The organism is Actinomadura montaniterrae (genome assembly GCF_008923365.1).
GTDB lineage: Bacteria > Actinomycetota > Actinomycetes > Streptosporangiales > Streptosporangiaceae > Spirillospora > Spirillospora montaniterrae.
The window spans coordinates 1-17,396 of the sequence record NZ_WBMR01000014.1 but is presented as its reverse complement, the minus strand read 5'-3'; the positions used below and the strand labels follow the sequence as shown (position 1 = coordinate 17,396).

At 71.7% G+C, this 17,396-nt stretch carries 15 protein-coding genes and 1 tRNA gene; 6 read left to right on the top strand and 10 right to left on the bottom strand.

The genetic code is table 11. The features are described from left to right. Positions 1 to 9 precede the first annotated feature (9 nt). The gene (locus F9B16_RS07640) at positions 10 to 1,101 is read left to right on the top strand and encodes an NAD(P)H-dependent amine dehydrogenase family protein (RefSeq protein WP_151539274.1); all 1,092 of its coding nucleotides are present in this window, start codon (positions 10 to 12) and stop codon (positions 1,099 to 1,101) included. Positions 1,102 to 1,224: 123 nt separating this feature from the next. Here the strand turns inward: F9B16_RS07640 and F9B16_RS07635 are convergent, their stop codons facing one another. Continuing rightward, positions 1,225 to 1,833 carry a TetR/AcrR family transcriptional regulator gene (locus F9B16_RS07635; RefSeq protein ID WP_151539273.1) on the bottom strand — a complete coding sequence of 203 codons (609 nt, stop codon included), beginning with the start codon at positions 1,831 to 1,833 and terminating at the stop codon, positions 1,225 to 1,227. 47 nt (positions 1,834 to 1,880) lie between these two features. On the opposite strand from F9B16_RS07635, the gene F9B16_RS53525 reads away from it, so the two are divergent. Beyond that, positions 1,881 to 3,077 (top strand): cytochrome P450, encoded by a 1,197-nt coding sequence (locus F9B16_RS53525; RefSeq protein WP_151539272.1) that lies wholly within the window; start codon positions 1,881 to 1,883, stop codon positions 3,075 to 3,077. Positions 3,078 to 3,169: 92 nt separating this feature from the next. On the opposite strand, the gene F9B16_RS07625 is transcribed toward F9B16_RS53525, so the two are convergent. The 3 genes from F9B16_RS07625 to F9B16_RS07615 all read right to left on the bottom strand — a co-directional run bounded on the left by F9B16_RS07625 (position 3,170) and on the right by F9B16_RS07615 (position 5,680). Continuing rightward, positions 3,170 to 3,245, bottom strand: a tRNA-Thr gene (locus tag F9B16_RS07625). Positions 3,246 to 3,326: 81 nt separating this feature from the next. Then, on the bottom strand, positions 3,327 to 4,853 hold the full coding sequence (locus tag F9B16_RS07620; protein WP_225991443.1) for an alpha/beta hydrolase: 1,527 nt from the start codon (positions 4,851 to 4,853) through the stop codon (positions 3,327 to 3,329). A 44-nt stretch (positions 4,854 to 4,897) separates the two neighbouring features. Further along, positions 4,898 to 5,680, bottom strand: coding sequence for a TetR/AcrR family transcriptional regulator C-terminal domain-containing protein (locus F9B16_RS07615; RefSeq protein WP_151539271.1), 783 nt, complete (start codon positions 5,678 to 5,680; stop codon positions 4,898 to 4,900). Between the two features lie 101 nt (positions 5,681 to 5,781). Between F9B16_RS07615 and F9B16_RS07610 the strand changes: the two genes are divergently transcribed. Next, positions 5,782 to 7,263 (top strand): MDR family MFS transporter, encoded by a 1,482-nt coding sequence (locus F9B16_RS07610; protein WP_151539270.1) that lies wholly within the window; start codon positions 5,782 to 5,784, stop codon positions 7,261 to 7,263. Positions 7,264 to 7,473: 210 nt separating this feature from the next. On the opposite strand, the gene F9B16_RS07605 is transcribed toward F9B16_RS07610, so the two are convergent. The 5 genes from F9B16_RS07605 to F9B16_RS07585 all read right to left on the bottom strand — a co-directional run bounded on the left by F9B16_RS07605 (position 7,474) and on the right by F9B16_RS07585 (position 12,927). Next, positions 7,474 to 7,938, bottom strand: a complete 465-nt coding sequence (locus F9B16_RS07605) for a hypothetical protein (protein ID WP_151539269.1) — start codon at positions 7,936 to 7,938, stop codon at positions 7,474 to 7,476. A gap of 17 nt (positions 7,939 to 7,955) precedes the next feature. Next, positions 7,956 to 8,570: a single stranded DNA-binding domain-containing protein gene (locus F9B16_RS07600; protein ID WP_151539268.1), complete on the bottom strand. Its 615-nt coding sequence runs from the start codon at positions 8,568 to 8,570 to the stop codon at positions 7,956 to 7,958. A gap of 1,035 nt (positions 8,571 to 9,605) precedes the next feature. Then, positions 9,606 to 10,916 (bottom strand): ABC transporter permease, encoded by a 1,311-nt coding sequence (locus F9B16_RS07595; protein ID WP_151539267.1) that lies wholly within the window; start codon positions 10,914 to 10,916, stop codon positions 9,606 to 9,608. Next, positions 10,913 to 11,719: an ABC transporter ATP-binding protein gene (locus F9B16_RS07590; RefSeq protein ID WP_151539266.1), complete on the bottom strand. Its 807-nt coding sequence runs from the start codon at positions 11,717 to 11,719 to the stop codon at positions 10,913 to 10,915. The genes F9B16_RS07595 and F9B16_RS07590 overlap by 4 nt, the downstream gene beginning before the upstream one ends. Next, the gene (locus F9B16_RS07585) at positions 11,716 to 12,927 is read right to left on the bottom strand and encodes an efflux RND transporter periplasmic adaptor subunit (protein ID WP_151539265.1); all 1,212 of its coding nucleotides are present in this window, start codon (positions 12,925 to 12,927) and stop codon (positions 11,716 to 11,718) included. Before F9B16_RS07585 ends, F9B16_RS07590 begins: the two co-directional genes overlap by 4 nt. Before the next feature lie 185 nt (positions 12,928 to 13,112). Between F9B16_RS07585 and F9B16_RS07580 the strand changes: the two genes are divergently transcribed. From F9B16_RS07580 to F9B16_RS07570, 3 genes are all read left to right on the top strand, one after another. Next, complete coding sequence (locus tag F9B16_RS07580) at positions 13,113 to 13,865, top strand: DUF427 domain-containing protein (RefSeq protein WP_151539264.1); 753 nt, start codon at positions 13,113 to 13,115, stop codon at positions 13,863 to 13,865. A gap of 213 nt (positions 13,866 to 14,078) precedes the next feature. Beyond that, entirely contained in the window at positions 14,079 to 15,137 is a 1,059-nt protein-coding gene (locus F9B16_RS07575) for a ferredoxin reductase (RefSeq protein WP_151539263.1), read from the top strand. Between the two features lie 12 nt (positions 15,138 to 15,149). Continuing rightward, positions 15,150 to 16,268 carry a fatty acid desaturase family protein gene (locus F9B16_RS07570; RefSeq protein WP_151539262.1) on the top strand — a complete coding sequence of 373 codons (1,119 nt, stop codon included), beginning with the start codon at positions 15,150 to 15,152 and terminating at the stop codon, positions 16,266 to 16,268. Here F9B16_RS07570 and F9B16_RS07565 read toward each other — a convergent pair. Beyond that, positions 16,265 to 17,086: a GNAT family N-acetyltransferase gene (locus F9B16_RS07565; protein WP_151539261.1), complete on the bottom strand. Its 822-nt coding sequence runs from the start codon at positions 17,084 to 17,086 to the stop codon at positions 16,265 to 16,267. The two genes, F9B16_RS07570 and F9B16_RS07565, sit on opposite strands and share 4 nt — an antisense overlap. Between the last annotated feature and the right edge of the window lie 310 nt (positions 17,087 to 17,396).

The window sequence follows — 17,396 nt, the reverse complement described above, 5'->3', positions numbered from 1 at the left end:
GGCCACGCCATGACCGCCGCCCCCGCCCCGATCCGCGTCTTCCAGGTCGCCACCGGCAACGTCGGCAGCGAGATGATCAAACGCATCGGCAGGCACCGCGACCTCGAGCTCATCGGTGTGCACTGCTACTCGCCCGACAAGATCGGCCGCGACGTCGGCGAGCTCGCCGGCATCGGACCCGTCGGCATCACGGCGACCGGCACGGTCGAGGAGATCATCGCGGCCAGGCCCGACGCCGTCACCTTCCACGGCGTCTTCCCCGACGAGGACCTCTACCTCGCGCTGCTCGGAGCAGGAATCAACATCGTCACCACCGCCGACTGGATCACCGGCCACCACCGGAACCTCAACCACCCGCACCCATCGGGCCGGCCATGGACCGAGATCATCGACGAGGCCGCCAAGGAGGGGGGCGCCACCTTCTACGGCACCGGCATGAACCCCGGCCTCAACCAGATCCTCGGCGTGGTCGCCTCCGCCGACGTCGCCGACATCGAGCACATCACCACCATCGAGTCCGTCGACGTCTCCTGCCACCACTCCGCGGCGACCTGGCGCGAGGTCGGCTACGGACTCCCCGTCGACGAGCCCGCCCTGCCCGGCATGCTCCGCAAGTACACCGAGGTCTTCGCCGACTCGGTCCACATGATGGCCGACGCCTTCGGCCTCGAGCTCGACGACGTGACCTTCGGCTACGAGCTGGGCGCGTGCACCAAGGACGTCGACCTGGGCTGGTACCGGTTGCCCGAGGGCTCACTCGGCGCGAGCTACATCAAGTACGTCGGCATCGCCGGCGGCGTACCGCGCGTGGAGACCCACCTCGAATGGCAGATGACCCCGCATACCACGCCGAAATGGGACATCAAGGGCTGCTACATCACCCAGATCAAGGGTGACCCGCAGATCTACCAGAAGCACATGATCTTCCCGGCTCCGGGCGTCGACCTGTCCAACGCCGACGACTTCGCCTCGATCGGCATGACGGTGACCGGCCTGCCGGCGCTCAACGCGATCCGTGCGGTCGTGGCGGCTCCTCCGGGAGTCGTGACCAGCGCCGACCTCCCGCTCCGTGCCTTCGCCGGACGCTTCAAGACCAGCTGACGAAGACCGCTGCAGCAGGAGTGCCCACGACCGACGCCATCGCCGTCTATACGAGCAGGGGCCGGCAGCACGGAGGCCCTCGCCGCCCGCCCGCGCCATGGGGCGTTCCGTTTCGAGGGCGGGTCAGCGGAAGATGAGGCGGGCGGCGGTGGTGATGTGGTCGCTGGTCTGGGCGGCGGTGGCGCGGCTGGTGGTCAGATCGAGCAGGCAGGCGAGCAGGACGTGGCCGAGGGTGAAGGCCTTGCCTTCGGTGTCGGTCCAGGTGGGGTCGGTGAGGATGGCGCGGATGAGGCCGGTGAACAGGTCCCGCCACACGCTCAGGCCGTCGCCGCTGAGGTCCGGTGAGCCGATCGCGCTCATCCCGGCGGTGAGCAGGAGCCGCTCGTCGGCGGCCCAGCCGATGATGTCGGCGAACCCGGCGGCGACGCGCTCGGCGTCGGTCCCGGTGTAGGGGCGGGCGGTCAGGTCGGCGATGACCCGTACCGACCAGTCGACCATCAGGTGCAGCAGCAGATGGTCCTTGGACGGGAAGTACCGGTACACGGTGACGGGGGTGGTGCCCGCGCGCGCGGCGACCGCCCGGATCGTGGTGGCCTCCGGGCCGCCCTCGCGCGCCAGCTCCCGAGCCGCGTCCAGGATCTTCTCCCGCCTAGCCCGCTCGGCCTCCTTCAACGGCCGGGTGACGCTGAGCGTCGAACGGCCGTACTCGACGGCCGGCAACGGAGTCTCCACGGGACCAGGCCTTCCTCTCGCCTTTAACGTGAACTATAACGTGTTATATGAACGCCCCCCTGGTCGGTGAGGACCTGTTCTCACCCGAATCACTGGCCGACCCCTACCCGGTCTATGCGCGGCTGCGAGAGCGCGGCCCGGTCCACCTGCTGCCGCAGCTGGGCCTGCACCTCGTGGTGCGGCACGCCCAGGTCCTCCAAGCCCTCGACGACCCGGCCACCTTCTCCAGCAACCTGGCCGGACTGCTGAGCGCCGGGACGGGCGGACCGGAGCTGATGGACATGAGCGGCGCCGCGGTCGACGTCCTGGCCACCGCCGACCCGCCCGCCCACACCACGCAGCGTGCTGCCATGGCCCCGCTCTTCGCCCGACGCACCGTCGCCGGACTGACCGACCGGATCCAGGACCTGCTCCTCCCGCGCGTGGCGGCCCTGGTGGAGCAGGGCGGCGGGGACTGGATGGGGCAGGTCGCCACCCCCGTCCCGGTCCTGATGATCAGCGCGATCCTCGGGCTGCCCGAGGCCGACGCCGACCGGATCACCGCCTGGTCGGACGCCGCGATCGAGCTGCTGGGCGGCCTGGCCGGCCCCGAACGGCTGGGCCTGATCGCCATCGAGATCCTCGACTTCATGCGCTACCTCGACGGGCGGCTCACCGCCGCGGCCACCCACCCGTCCGGCGGGCTGCTGGACGCCCTGGCAGCCGATGAGACCCTCACCCGCGACGAACGGGTCGCGATGGCGCTGCAGTTGGTCACCGCGGGCAGCGAATCGACCGCCAGTCTCATCGGCGCGACCGCCCACACCCTCGCCACCGACCCCGCCCTCGCCGACCGGCTGCGCGAACACCCCGACCAGATCGCAGAATTCGTGGAAGAGACACTCCGCCTGGAAAGCCCTTTTCGCGGCCACTTCCGCGTGACCACCCGCGACACCACCCTGGGCGGCATCCACCTACCGGCCGGGTCCCGCCTCATGCTGCTGTGGGGCGCGGCCAACCACGACCCCGACGCCTACCCCGACCCCACCGCCCTGGACCTGCACCGGCCCGCCATCAAGTCCCACACCGCCTTCGGCCGCGGCATCCACTTCTGCATCGGCGCCCACCTCGCCCGCCTGGAAGCCGTCCTCGCCGTCCAATCCCTCCTGGCCCACGGCCCCTTCCACCTCACCGCACCCGCCCAACACGTGCCAAGCCTCATGGTCCGCCGCCTCGCCCGCCTCGACCTGGCCTTCAACACTTGACCCGCAGCCTCGGCACCTGCACGGGCCCCGACGTCCATCACGTGCACAGTTAGCAAAAGGCCCCTTGCGATGATCGCAAGGGGCCTTTGAGGTGGAGCCGCCTGTCGGAATCGAACCGACGACCTATTCATTACGAGTGAATCGCTCTGCCGACTGAGCTAAGGCGGCGTGCCGTGCGGGACACGGCTGGATGAAGTCTACCGGGTCCGCAGGGGTGGATGCGCACTGGTTATCGGCGGCACGGCGCGGTCAGTGGCAGAGCGTCCCGCTCTTCGGCGGCTCCGTGGTGAGCAGGTAGTTGTCGGTGGCCTTGGTGATGCAGGCGTTGCCCTGCAAGTAGGCGGTGTGGCCGTCGCCGTCCAGGGACAGCAGGACGCCGGAGTCGAGCTGCTTGGCGAGGCTCTGCGCCCACTTGTACGGGGTGGCCGGGTCGCGGAGGGTGCCGATGACGACGATGGGCTTGGCGCCCTTGGCATGCACGGGCTGCGGCTGCTGCTTCGGCTGGACGGGCCAGTAGATGCAGGGGAGGCCGCCCCAGACGACGAAGGGGCCGAAGTGCGGCGCGGCCTTCTCGGCCTGGTCGGCGGCCTTGCCGTACTCGGCGAGAGTCGGCGGGTTGGGCTTGTCGACGCAGTTGACGGCCATGTTCGCGTCCGTCTGGTTGCTGTAGGTGCCGTTCGGCTTGCGCTCGACCATCTGGTCGGCGAGGGCCAGGAGGAGCGTCCCGTCACCCTTCTGCATGGCCTGCGTGAGGGCCTGGCGCAAGAGGGGCCAGTAGTCCTTGAGGTACAGGGCGGTGGCGATGCCCATGACGGCCAGGGACTCGGTGACCTTCCGCGAGTCGCGCGTGTTGGCCAGCGGCGTCTTGTCGGTCTTGGCCATGAAGGCGGCGAGGTTCTTCTCGGCCTGGTCCGTGGACGTCCCCAGGGGGCAGCCGGCCGACTTCACGCAGTCCTCGGCGAAGGCGCGGAAGGCCGTCTCGAACCCCTTGGACTGCTCGACCAGGGTGCCGACGGCGGACTCCTTGGGGTCCACGGCGCCGTCCAGGACGAGGGCACGGACGTTCTTCGGGAACTCCTCCGCGTATATGGCGCCGAGGTAGGTTCCGTAGGACGCGCCGTAGTAGGTGAACTTGGAGTCGCCTACGGCGGCGCGGAGGATGTCCATGTCGTGGGCGGCGTCCTTCGTGCCCACATAGGGGAGCTCAGAGGACGCCTTGGCCTTGCAGTTGGTCGCGAACTGCTTGCTCAGCGCCGCGAAGGCGTCGACCTCCTGCTTGTCGTCCGGAGAGGAGTCGGCCGCGAAGAACTTGTCGAGTTCCGGCCCGGAGTTGCAGCGGACCGGATCGCTGGCGCCCACGCCGCGCGGGTCGAAGCCGACGATGTCGAAGCGTTTGCGCAGGTCCGCCCCGAAGCTCGAGGCGGCCTGGCGGACGAAGTCGACGCCGGAGCCGCCCGGGCCGCCCGGGTTGGTGAACAGCGAGCCGATCCGGGCGGACTTGTCCTGGGCGGGAAGCCGGATCATGGAGATCCCGACCTTCTCGCCGGACGGCTTGGCGTAGTCGAGCGGGACCTGGGCAGTGGCGCACTCGAACCCGCCGCCGCAGCTCTTCCAGGACAGCTTCTGGCCGTAGAAGGCGCCGAGCCCCGATGGGGCGGTGCCCGGTGACGTCGCGGCCGTCGCCTCCTTGCCTCCGCCGCCGTCCCCGCCGCTGCACCCGGTCGCCGCCGCCAGCGTCGCCGCCATGGCCACGCCGATGTACCTCGCTGCCCGCACCTGGACCCCGTCTCGTCGTAGCGGCACGTACCCCGGCGCCTACGCTACGTCGGACTGCTGGTCGAGGGCCACTTCCCTCGGTGGTCGTGTTCGATGCCGTCGAGCAGCCATTTGAGCCCTAGGTCGAAATCCTCCTGGTTGTAGAGCCCCGTGTCGAGGACCGACCGGAGGTGCGGGAACTCCCCGCTCTCCAAGAGCTTGGCGATGTAGGCCTGCTCCAGCGCGCTCTGCCGCGCCTCGCCCAGGCGCGTCGTCCCCATCTCGCGGAGCCGCTGTTCGCGCAGGACGAAACCGAGCATGTAGTGGTCGACGGTCGTGACGATCGCGAGCATCTCCTCGGGATCGTCGGTGAGCCGGGCCGCGGCGGCCATCGACTGCTCGGCGTGCCGCAGCCCGTTCGGCCCGATGCGCGGCGACCGGCCGGCCAGCTCGAACATCCAGGGATGCCGGAGGCCGGCGGCGCGCTCCTTGCGGGTGATCTCGATCATCGCCTCGCGCCAGTCGTCCGGCAGGCCGTCCTCGACCAGGACCTCCACGGCGACCACGTCGTACATCAGGTCGAGGAGGTCCTCCTTCGCCTCGATGTGCGTGTAGAGGCTCATGGCGCGCACGCCGAGCTCGCTCGCGACCCGGCGGATGGAGACCGCCTCCAGCCCCTCGGCGTCGGCGATCTCGATGGCCTTGTCGACGATGGCCTCGCGGGTCAGCTTGGGACGGCGGCCGCCGCGCGGGCGCGCCCAGACGTCGTTCGGCCGGGCCCGTTCGCGCCGCTCGCCCCGTTCCGGCCGCTCGCGATCACGCTCGGGCGGCTCACTGCTCTCTGCCACGCCAGCGATCCTAATCGATACGGCGTATCGATACGGTGTACAGATTAGGCGAGACGGTGTACGGTGTGACCGATACACCGTACGGAAACGGAGGACGGATCTTGATCGCGACTCAGAAGGCGCCCCCGACCGGGGCGAAGACGGGCATCGACCCGCATCTGCGCAACCTGGCGATCGTCGTCGTGCTCGGCGTGATCATGACGGTGCTCGACAGCACGATCGTCAACGTCGCGATCACCGCGCTCGGCAAGGACTTCGGCACCTCGCTGTCGACCATCCAGTGGGTCGTGACGGGCTACACCCTGGCGCTGTCCATGGCGATCCCGATGACGGGCTGGTCGGTGCGGCGGTTCGGCGCCCGGACCATGTGGCTGGTCTCGCTCGGCCTGTTCATCGGCGGCTCGCTGCTGTGCGGGCTGGCCTGGTCGGTGCCGTCGCTCATCGTGTTCCGCGTCCTGCAGGGCCTGGGCGGCGGCATGCTGATGCCCGTGGGCCAGACGATGCTCGTCCGGGAGGCCGGCCCGAGCCGGATGGGACGGGTCATGAGCATCGTCTCCGTGCCCGCGATGCTCGCCCCGGTGCTCGGCCCGCTGCTCGGCGGCGCGATCGTCGACCATCTGAGCTGGCGCTGGATGTTCTACGTCAACATCCCCCTGTGCGCCGCGGCGCTGCTGGCGGCGGTCCGGATGCTGCCGCGCGACACCGAACGCGCCCCGGACGCGCGGCTCGACGTCACTGGCATCGTCCTGCTGTCGCCCGGCCTCGCCGCCCTCGTGTACGGGCTGTCGGAGGCCGGGAACGGGACCAGCCTCACCGGCGCGCGCTTCCTCGCCAGCGTCATCGGCGGCGCCGCGCTCGTGATCGCGTTCGCGGTGCATGCGCTCCGCAAGCGCGAAGGGGCGCTCATCGAGCTCCGCCTCCTGCGCACCCGCGCCTTCACCACCGCCACCGGCGGGTTCTTCCTTTACAGCGCGTCCGTCTTCGGGCTGATGATCCTCATCCCGCTGTTCGCCAGGATCGTCCGCGGCGAGTCCGCGCTGGACTCGGGATGGCTGCTCGCCCCGATGGGCGTCGGCGCGATGATCACGATGTCGGTGGCCGGGCGGCTCGTCGACCGGTTCGGCGGGCGCTGGATCGCCGTCGGCGGCGTCGTGCTCGTCCTGCTCGGCACCCTCGGCCTGACCACGCTCGATCCCACGACGGGACGCGCCGTCATCATGGGCGCGATGTTCGTCGTCGGCATCGGGCACGGCATGATCGCCCCGTCCCTGATGGCGGCGAGCTACCAGGGCCTGCCCCGCGAGGCGGTCGCCGCGGCGACCACGGGCGCGAACATCCTGATCCGCGTGGGGAGCTCGTTCGGCACCGCGGTGATGGCCGTCGTCCTGCAGATCGCCATCCGGCACGAGATCCCCGGTGCCAGCGGCAACCTCGCCGACGCCGCGTCGCAGCACACCGCCGACACGCCCGTGCTGCTCACCAACGCCTTCACGGAGACCTTCTGGTGGACGGCGGCGATCCTCGCGGCGGCGCTCCTGCCCATCCTGGCCGTCCCCGGAAAGGCGAGGTCGGCCGAGTCATGATGCGCTCGACCGCACCGCGCGTACCTTCCCTGGCCGGTGCTGACGCCGCCGTCCCCGCGCTGGACGCCGCCGGCCGTCCCAGCGCCGGGCCGGTGGCCCGGAGCGGGCGGGGCGGTGGGGCCCGCGGAGGTGGACGGGCCCCACCGGCGCGCATCGCCACAGGGGACTGCGAGCGCGCGTCTCACCCGGCCGGGGGGTTATCGGCCCCGGTCAGGAGGCGGGGGTGCTGGGGTTCTGGCCTCCGTTCGGGGCGTTTCCGGGCGGACCGCCCTGGCCGCCGCGGCCGCCCTGCGGGGCCAGGGAGGCGCAGGCCTGCATGGCCTTCTGCTGGGCGGCCGAACGCGTCGGACGGTCGGTGGGACGGCCCGACGCGCGCCCCGAAGGCACGCCGCTGGGGCGGCCCGACGGCGGCGCGCCACCGGGACCACCGGACGGGGCGCCGCTCGGACGGCCCGAAGGCGCGCCGCTCGGGCGGTTGCCACGGTCCGGCATCGTGACGCCCTGCTTCTCCATGCAGGCGCGGAACGCCGACATCTGGTCGTTGCCGGCGGCCTTGGTGGAACTCGCGTTCGCCTTGCCGTCGTCGCCGCCCCCGCAGGCCGCGGTGAGCAGCAGCGTCCCGGTGACGGCGAGACCGCCGAGCAGCCGGCCCATGCTGGCCTTGTTCATCGTCATCGTCTCCTCATCGGTGGTCAGCGGCCGGTGCCCTGGTTGACGGTGGTCGCGGTCACCGAGCCGTCCTTGCCGGTGGTGCCGCGCACGATGACCGTGGCGCCCGAGCCGAGGTCGCGGAGCTTGCCGTCCTTGGTGACGCTGATCTTGGTGCTGCCGCTGGTCTTGACCTTCACGGTCTTGCCGTCCGACGTGCGCAGGTAGAGGGTGTCGCCGACGACCTTGGTGACGGTGCCGACGGTCATGCCGCCGCCCGCTCCCGTGCCCCCGCCGAACCCGCCGCCGAAGCCGCCGGGGCCGCCGCGGCCGCCCTGCTCCGTGCCCGTCCCACCGCCCGGCTGCGTGCCCGTCCCACCGCCCGGCTGCCCGGCGAAGCCACCGCCGTAGCCGCCGGGGGCACGCCCGGTCGTCCGGCCGTAGCCGCCTGCAGCGGCGGGGCCTCCGCCCGGCGAGCCGGAATCGTCGGACGTCCATTTCTGCGCTTGGACACCGCCGAGGAAACCGGCGACGAGGAGGAGCCCCGCGCCCAGGTAGATGGTCGGTCCCGGCAGGGAACGCCTCGCCGGCCTCGCCGTCAGCTCGGCGTCGAGGTCACCGTCGAAAGGAGAGCTCGCCAGCAATTCAGCGTCACCCATCGGCCTCTCGGACACCGCTTCCGGGTCCCCGCCCGACTTCGGGCCCAGCACTGGCGACGCACCTTGCCCTGGCAGCAGCGCCTGGTGTGGTGCTGCCCCCGGGTCCACGCCACGGCCCTGCGCCGGTGCGCCGCCCTGCCCCGGCCCCGCGCCATGGTCCTGCATCGCCCCTCCCGACTGGCTCGAACCTGCGCCCTGGCCACCTCCGGGACGGCCCGGCGTCACGGCCTGACCGGAAGCCGCGGCCTGGCCAGGCGCTTGAGGCTGACCGGGTGCTCCGGCCTGGTTTGAAGCCGCGGGCTGGCTCGGTCCTCCGGGCTGGGCTGGGGGTTGCCAGGGGGCCGGGTCTTGGCGGGTGTTCTGGGCGGGGCCCGTGCTCGCCCAGGGGCGGACGTGCTCCTCCGAGCCGGGGCCGCCCGCAGCGCCCGCACCCCCCGTGGCGCCTGCGGTGCCCGGCGTGGTCGGCGTGCGGTCTTGTCCGTGGTGCCCTGAAACGCTCATCCGCGCCTCCTCTCCGTCGAAGCCCGGCGACATCCATTGCTCGGTCCGTCCGGCGTCGGGGACGTCGGCGGGCGGCGTGTCCCGGGGCGATGCGGGGCTGTTCGGGTTCGCGCGTCCCGCCCTCGATCGGTGGCCCGGCGTGTGCCGGGGCGGTGGTGGGGTGATCGGGGCCGCGTGGCCTGGCGTTGATCGGTCGCCTGGCTCGGCTCGCGGCCGGGTGCGGCCGGGCGATGGTGGGGTGCTCGGGGGCGTGTGGGCTGGCGCGGATCGGTCGCCGGGCTCGGCTCGTGGGCGGGTGCGGTCGGGCGGTGGTGGGGTGCTCGGGGGTGGGTGGCCTGCCGCCGATCGGTCGCCGGGCTCGGCTCGCGGCCGAGGGCGGTCGGGTGGTGGGGTGTTCGGGGTGGCGTGGCCTGGCGGTAGTCGGTTGCCGGGCTCGGCTCGCGGCAGGGTGCCGGGTGGTGGGGTGCGGGGGGCGGTGGGGTCGGGGCGGGTTGGTCTGCGGCGTCTGCGGGACATGGGCGGTTCCTTCGTCGGTCACTCATGGCGGAGCGCCTCGATCGGGCGGAGCTTCGCGGCGCGGTTGGCCGGGTAGCTGCCGAAGAACAGGCCGATCGCGACCGAGACGGCCAGGGCCAGCACGATCGACGACGGCACCAGGACGGGCTTGACGCCGACGATCGTGAAGAGGCTGCCGACGACGCCCGCGGCGACCCCGAGGACGCCGCCGATGAGGGACAGGACGGTGGCCTCGGCGATGAACTGGCCGAGGATGGCGCCGCGGGGCGCGCCGATGGCCTTGCGGATGCCGATCTCGCGGGTCCGCTCGGTGACGGTGACCAGCATGATGTTGGTGATGCCGATGCCGCCGACGAGGAGGCTGATCGCGGCGACGGCGCCGAGCAGCACGGTGAAGGTCTTGTTCGACTCGGAGACCGCCGACTGGACGCTGGCCTGGCTGGAGACGGTGAAGTCGGCGGTGCCGGACGAGGCGATGTCGTGCCGCTGGCCGAGGATCTGGGTGATCTCGGCCTGCGCGGAGTCGACGGCGCCGGAGTCCTTGGCCTGGACGATGATCTGGTCGAGGGCGCCGTAGCCGGTGAGGGACTCCTGCACGGCGGGCAGCGGCGCGATCGCGATGCTGTCGGGGTCGGAGAAGCTGGAGGACGACGAGCCGGTCGCCTTGAGGACGCCGACGACGGTGAAGCGGATCCCGCCGACGTCGATCTTCTTGCCGAGCGGGCTGACGCGTCCGAACAGGTCGGAGGCGGTGGTGCTGCCGAGGACGACGGTCTTGTTCGCGGCGGTGACGTCGGCGGTGGTGAAGGCGGTGCCGGACGCGACGGTCTTGTTCGCGGCGGCGAAGTAGGTGGGGGTGGTGCCGACGAACTGGTTGATGGTGGCGCTGGTGCCCTCGTAGCCGGCGGTGACGGACTGGCTGGTCACGACCGGGGAGGCGCTCTTGACGGACGGGGCGTCGGACGCGCTGACCAGCGCGGCGGCGTCCTGGGTGGTGAGGTCGTGGGCCTGGGTGCGGGGTCCGGAGCTCTGCCCGGACTGCGATCCGGCGCCGCCGAAGCCGCCGCCACCGAAACCGCCACCGCCGGGGCCGCCGCCGAAGCCGCCGCGTCCGCCGCCGCTCCCGGTCGTCGACTTGGTGACGGTGAGGGAGTCGGCGCCGAGCCGCTGGATGCTCTTCTTGATCTGCTCGGACGAGCCGTTGCCGACGGCGACGAGCAGGATGACGGCGCCGACGCCGATGAGGATGCCGAGGGTGGTCAGGGAGCTGCGGAGCTTGTTCGCGGACAGCCCGCGCAGCGCGAACCGCAGGATCTCCAGGGGGCTCACCGGGCGCCCTCCGAGGTCCAGGACGTGTCCTCGGACGTCCAGGACGCGCCCTGCGTGGTCCAGGACGCGGCGGGCGGCGGGCCGGCGACGGGGGCGCGGCGGACGTCGTCGACGACGCGGCCGTCGACGAGGCGGACGACGCGTTTGGCGTGCGCCGCGACGTCGTCCTCGTGGGTGATGACGACGATGGTGCGGCGGGCGAGGCTGAGCCGGTCGAAGACGGCGAGGACGTCGGCGGTGGAGCCGCTGTCGAGGGCGCCGGTGGGTTCGTCGGCGAGCAGCAGGGTGGGGGCGGTGACGAGCGCGCGCGCGACGGCGACGCGCTGCTGCTGCCCGCCGGACAGTTCGTTGGGTTCGTGCCGGGTGCGGTCGGCGAGGCCGACCTCGCGGAGGGCGGCGAGGGCGCGGCGGCGGCGTTCGGGGCCTTTGACGCCGCCGTAGGCGAGCGGGAGCTCGACGTTGGCCTGCGCGGTCATCCGGGGGATGAGGTTGAAGGACTGGAAGATGAACCCGATGCGGCGGTTGCGGAGGATGGCGAGGCGGCGCTCGTCGAGGGCGCCGACGTCGATGCCGTCGAGGAGGTAGCGGCCGGAGGTCGGGACGTCCAGGCACCCGATGATGTTCATCAGGGTGGACTTGCCGGATCCGGACGCGCCCATGATCGCGACGTAGTCGCCGGCCTCGACGGTGAGGGTGACGCCGCGCAGCGCGTGGACGGCGGTGTCGCCCTCACCGTAGACCTTGCCGACGTCGCGGATGCTGAGGACGGGCTTAGGGCCGTCCTGCCGGGGGTCGGGGATCACCTGCGGCCCCCGCCGCCGCCCGGTGCGCCGCCGCCGAAGCCGCCGGGGCCGGCGCCGCCTCCGGGGAGGCCGCCGCGCTGGGTGGTGCCGCTGGTTCCGGTGCTCGTGGAGGTGACGACGACCTGGTCGCCCTCGTTGAGGCCGGAGGTGATCTCGGTGCCCTGGTCGCCCTTCACGCCGGTCTCGACGGTGACGGTGCTCTGCTTGCCGTTGCGGACGACGGTGACGGTGCTCTGCCCGCCGGCGGTCTTGACGGCAGCGGTCGGCACGTACAGGACGTCGTCGGCGGACGCGGTGGTGATCTCGACGGTGGCGGTCTGGCCGAGCCGGACCCCGGACGGGACCTTGGTGAGCGAGATCGTCGCGGGGAACTTGACCACGTTGTCGGTGGTGGTCGGGGACAGCCCGATCGAGGTGATCTTGCCGGTGGCGGTCTTTCCGGTGAGGGCGTCGAAGGAGATGGACGCGGTCTGGCCGACCTTGAGCTTGGTGGTGTCGGCCTCGGTGAAGTCGCCTTCGATCTGCAGGTGCTTGGTGTCGACGAGCTCCATGAACCCGGACCCGGACGAGGACGAGGACCCCGACGACGAGGAGGACGACGACGACCCCGTCCCGCCGCCGCCCGACGCCCCCGCGCCCGACGATCCGGACGACCCGGAACCGGACGAACCCGAACCCGACGACGACGATCCGGACCCGCCGGAGCTGCCGCCGACGGTTCCGTTGACGGCGGTGATGGTGCCGGCGAACGGGGCCTTCAGGACGGTGCCCTGGTAGGCGCGCAGCGCGGAGTTGTAGGCGTTCTTCACCTGCAGGTAGCTGGCGTAGCCCTTGGCGGACGTGGTGTCGCCGTCCTCGGCGGCCTCCAGGTTGGCCTTGGCCTCGTCGATGTTCTCGAGCGCCTCGGTCTGGTCGAGCCGGGCGAGGACGGCGCCGGCGACGACCTTCTGGCCTGCCTTGACGTAGATCTTGGCGACCGTGCCGGACGTGCCGAACGACAGGTCGCTAGTGCGCGCGCTCTCCACCGAGCCGGACGCCGACACCGACGCCGACACCGTGCCGCGCTCCACCCGCGTGACCCGGGTGGCCGCGGCGGCGCCGTCACCTCCGTCGCCGAGGGTGAGATATGCGGTGCCGGCCCCGGCCACCAGCAGCACGCCGAGGGCGCCGTTGATGAGCGTGGTCCGGCGTTGGAACGGCCATTTCATGCGAGAAGGCTCTTGGTCGCGCATGGGGCTCTCGTGAGGTGAATATGAGAATTGGATGAGAGAGCCGGGACGGGTGTGACAGGACGGTCTCGTGTGGGCAGGTACAAGGGTCGCCGTAGCGCGACACGTCGGGGGCGTCCGCAAGCGGCCGAAATAGGGGCGCGGCGGGGGCGGTTGGCCCAGTCATGAGTGCAGCGAAGGAGCGGACCCGCGTCCGCATCGAGCAGGGCGGCAAGCGCATCCGGGCGTATCTCGGCGGCAACCTGGTTGCGGACACCACCGCGCCGGTTCTCGTGTGGGAGATCCCCTACTACCCGGCGTACTACATTCCCGCGGCGGACGTGCGGGCCGAGCTCGTCGAGGACGGTCCGGGCAAGCACTCGCCGAGCCGCGGCGACGCGACGGCGTACACGGTGAAGGTGGACGGTGCGGAGGCTCCGGGTTCGGCGCTCCGCTACCTCGACTCGCCGGTCGAGGAGCTGCGCGGGCTCGTCCGGCTGGAGTGGGAAGCGATGGACGCGTGGTTCGAGGAGGACGAGGAGGTGTTCGTCCATCCGCGCAACCCGTACACGCGCGTGGACGTGCTGGCGAGTTCCCGGCGCGTGCGTGTGGAGGTGGACGGCGTGACGGTGGCGGAGTCGTCGAGCCCCAGGTTGCTGTTCGAGACGGGTCTTCCGGTGCGGTACTACCTGCCGAAGACGCACGTCCGGATGGATCTGCTAGAGCACACCGACACCGCGACCCACTGCCCGTACAAGGGCACGGCGGAGTACTGGTCGGTGCGGGCGAACGGCAAGATCCACGAGGATCTCGCCTGGTCGTACCCGACGCCGTTGGAGGAGTCCCGCAAGGTGGCGGGGCTGGTGTGCTTCTACAGCGAGAAGGTCGACATCTTTGTGGACGGGGTGCTGCAGGAGCGGCCGAAGTCGCGTTTCTGAGCACACCCGGTTCGAGGCGTCCGGCTAAGGAGGGTTAGCGGCCGGCCCACATCAGCGCGCGGAAGTTGTCACCAGGCATTACACCATCGGATGGAACATCATGCGATGGTGTGATGCCTGTCGCTTTCGCCCGGCAGGGCTTGCGACCTCCCTACGGCTACGTAACCGTAGGTTACTAAAGCGTAAGTTAAGCGCGCCGACGGGGAGGCACCCTTGACCCCTGCACTCTCAGCGCAGCGGCTCGCCGCCGCCGCGCGCCTGCTGACGACACCGCTGCTCCCGGAGGACTACCTCGGCCTGCTCAACCCGCTGTGGTCCACCGCCGAACCGCGCGGCCGGGTCGAAGCACTGCGGCACGAGGCGCCCGGCGCCGCGACCCTGGTGATCAGGCCCGGGACGGCCTGGCGCGGCCACCGCCCCGGCCAGTGGGTGAAGATCGGCGTGGACATCGACGGCGTCCGGCACTGGCGCACGTTCTCGCTGTCGTCCCCGCCCCGGCCGGACGGCCGCATCACGATCACGGTCAAGGCGGGCCGCGACGGCTTCGTGTCCGCGCACCTCGTGCACCGGATCCGGCCGGGCGCGATCGTCCGGCTCGGCGCCGCCGACGGCGACTTCACGCTCCCGTCGCCGGTGCCGTCCCGGCTGCTGTTCGTCACGGCGGGCAGCGGGATCACTCCGGTCATGGCGATGCTCCGCCACCTGGCCGCCACCGGGGACGCTGCGGACGTCACCGTCGTCCACTCCGACCGGCACGCCGGCGACGTCATCTTCGGCGACGAACTGCGCCGGATGCCCGGGATCCGGCTGCACGAGCGGCACACGTCCACCGCCGGCCGCCTCGAACCGTCCGACATCGCCGGGCTCTGCCCCGACTGGGCGGAACGGGACGCCTGGGCCTGCGGGCCGTCCGAGATGCTGGACGGCCTGACCGCGCACTGGCGCGCCGCCGGGATCGAGGACCGGCTGCGCGTCGAGCGGTTCCGTCCCGCTCTGGCGGCGGGCGCGGCGGGCGCGGGCGGGCGCGTCCGGTTCAGCGAGAGCGGCGTCGAGACCGACGCCGACGGGAGCACGCCGCTCCTGGACGCCGGCGAGCGCGCGGGCGCGCTGCTGCCGAGCGGCTGCCGGATGGGCATCTGCTACAGCTGCGTCGGCCGCCTCCGCTCCGGCCGGGTCCGCGACCTGCGCACCGGCGAGGTACACGGCGAGGAGGGCCAGATCGTGCAGACGTGCGTCTCGGCCGCCGCCGGCCCCGTCGACATCGAACTCTGAAAGGGACCGACGATGCCCGCAACGACCGACCACCTGACTCCCGCCGACTACGCCGCGATCGCCCGCGAGCTCGACGCGCTCCGCGACGAGATCACCGCCGACCTCGGCGAGCGCGACGCCGACTACATCCACAAGGTGATCCGCTGGCAGCGCGGCCTGGAGATCGGCGGCCGCGCGCTGCTGATGGCGTCCGCGCTGCCGCCCGCCTGGCTCGCCGGGACCGCGACCCTCGCCGTCGCGAAGATCCTGGAGAACATGGAGATCGGGCACAACGTCATGCACGGCCAGTGGGACTGGATGCGCGACCCGAAGATCCACTCGACGACCTGGGAGTGGGACAACGTCTCCCCCGCCGAGCAGTGGAAGCACTCGCACAACTTCGTCCACCACACCTTCACCAACGTCCTCGGCAAGGACAACGACGTCGGCTACGGGATCCTGCGCGTCGCGCCCGAGCAGCCGTGGAGCTGGGGGAACGTGCCGCAGCCGCTCTACAACGCGCTGCTGGCGATGTTCTTCGAGTACGGCGTCGCGCTGCACGACCTGGAGATCGACAAGATCCGCGAGGGCACCCACGACGAGGAGGCGACGAAGGCGAAGCTGCGCGCGATCGGACGCAAGATCCGCCGCCAGTGGGGCAAGGACTACCTGGCGTTCCCGCTGCTCAGCGGGCCGCAGTTCCTGTCCACGCTGTCCGCGAACTTCACCGCGAACGTGGTCCGCAACGTCTGGGCCCACATGATCATCTTCTGCGGGCACTTCCCCGGCGACATCGACGTGTTCGAGGAGGACTACCCGCTCGACGAGGAGACCCGCGGCGAGTGGTACGTCCGGCAGCTGCTCGGCTCCGCCAACATCACCGGCGGCCCGCTGTTCCACCTGATGACCGGCAACCTCAGCCACCAGGTCGAGCACCACCTGTTCCCGGACATCCCGAGCAACCGGTACGCGGAGATCGCCCCGCGCGTCCGCGACCTGTGCGCCCGCTACGGCCTGCCGTACCACACCGGCTCGCTGACGAAGCAGGTCGCGAGCACCTGGAAGAAGATCTTCCGCTACGCCCTCCCGGGCGGCGCCCCGAAGCCGAAGCCCGCCCCGACGCCCCCGGCCCGCGAACCCGTCGCCGCCTAGCCGAGGGCTTGGGCGACCGGCAGGAACAGCCGGGCGGGGTCGTTCGCGATCGGCTCGCCGTACTCCATGACCGTGGTGGAGAAGAACGGGCTCAGCCCGCGCTTCTCCGCCCACGCGACGAGCTCCGGGTGCCGGTGGTCGATGTCGAGGCGCACCGGCCCCGGCGGGACGATCTCGTCCAGGAGCGACAGGGCGGTACCCGCGTCGCGGGCCACGACGGGCCCGACGAGGGCCCGCCCGTCGTTCCGCCAGACGCCCCCGAAACCCGCGATGCCGGACCCGTCGCGGACGACGTTGAAGGTCTCGCAGAACGCCGGCAACCCGTCCACGACCTGGGCCCGGTCGGCGCCGAAGACCTCGGTGTCGAGCGCGTGGACGGCAGGCATGTCCGCGGCCGTCGCGGGCACGGACGCACCGTGCCCCGACGGCCCGTCGACCTCGCCCGTGTACGTGGTACACGACCCCACCGTCCGGAAGCCCAGGCGCTCGTACAGCGGACGGCCCATCTCGGTGGCGGTCAGGCAGAGGCTCGCCGTCCCCGCCTCGTCCATCGCGTGCCGCATGATCCGGCCGCCGAGGCCGCGCCGCTCATGGCGCTTCGCGACCAGCACCATGCTGATCGCCGCGACGTCCTTGCCGTACGGGGTCGACACCACCGTGGCGGCGAGGCCGCCGTTCCCGTCGTCGACGCCGTAGACGTCGCCGACCGAGAAGAGGAAGCGCCACTTGCGGTCCTCCCTCCCCCACTCGCGGTCCTCGGCGAGCCGCTGGCACGCGGGAAGGTCGTCGATCGAGAGCCGCCGCACCGGTGCGTCCATGGGACGGGACGCTAGGACGGCCGCGGACCTGCGCACAAGCGAATTACCCGGCTCCTCACCTGCCGCATTACCCCTGACGTCATCGACCCGATGACCGCCCGCGGGAGATCGTCATGGTGCACGCACCGAGACGAACGAACCGGGGAGATCCCTTGTCCACCACCGCGACACCGCAGGCGGCCCGGCGGCCCCAGGACGGCGCGCCCGCGCACGCCGCACCGGCCGCCGGCCTGCTGGTCCTGCTCGTCGGCATCTTCATCACCACCCTCGACTTCTTCATCGTCAACGTCGCGATCCCCGACATCCAGAG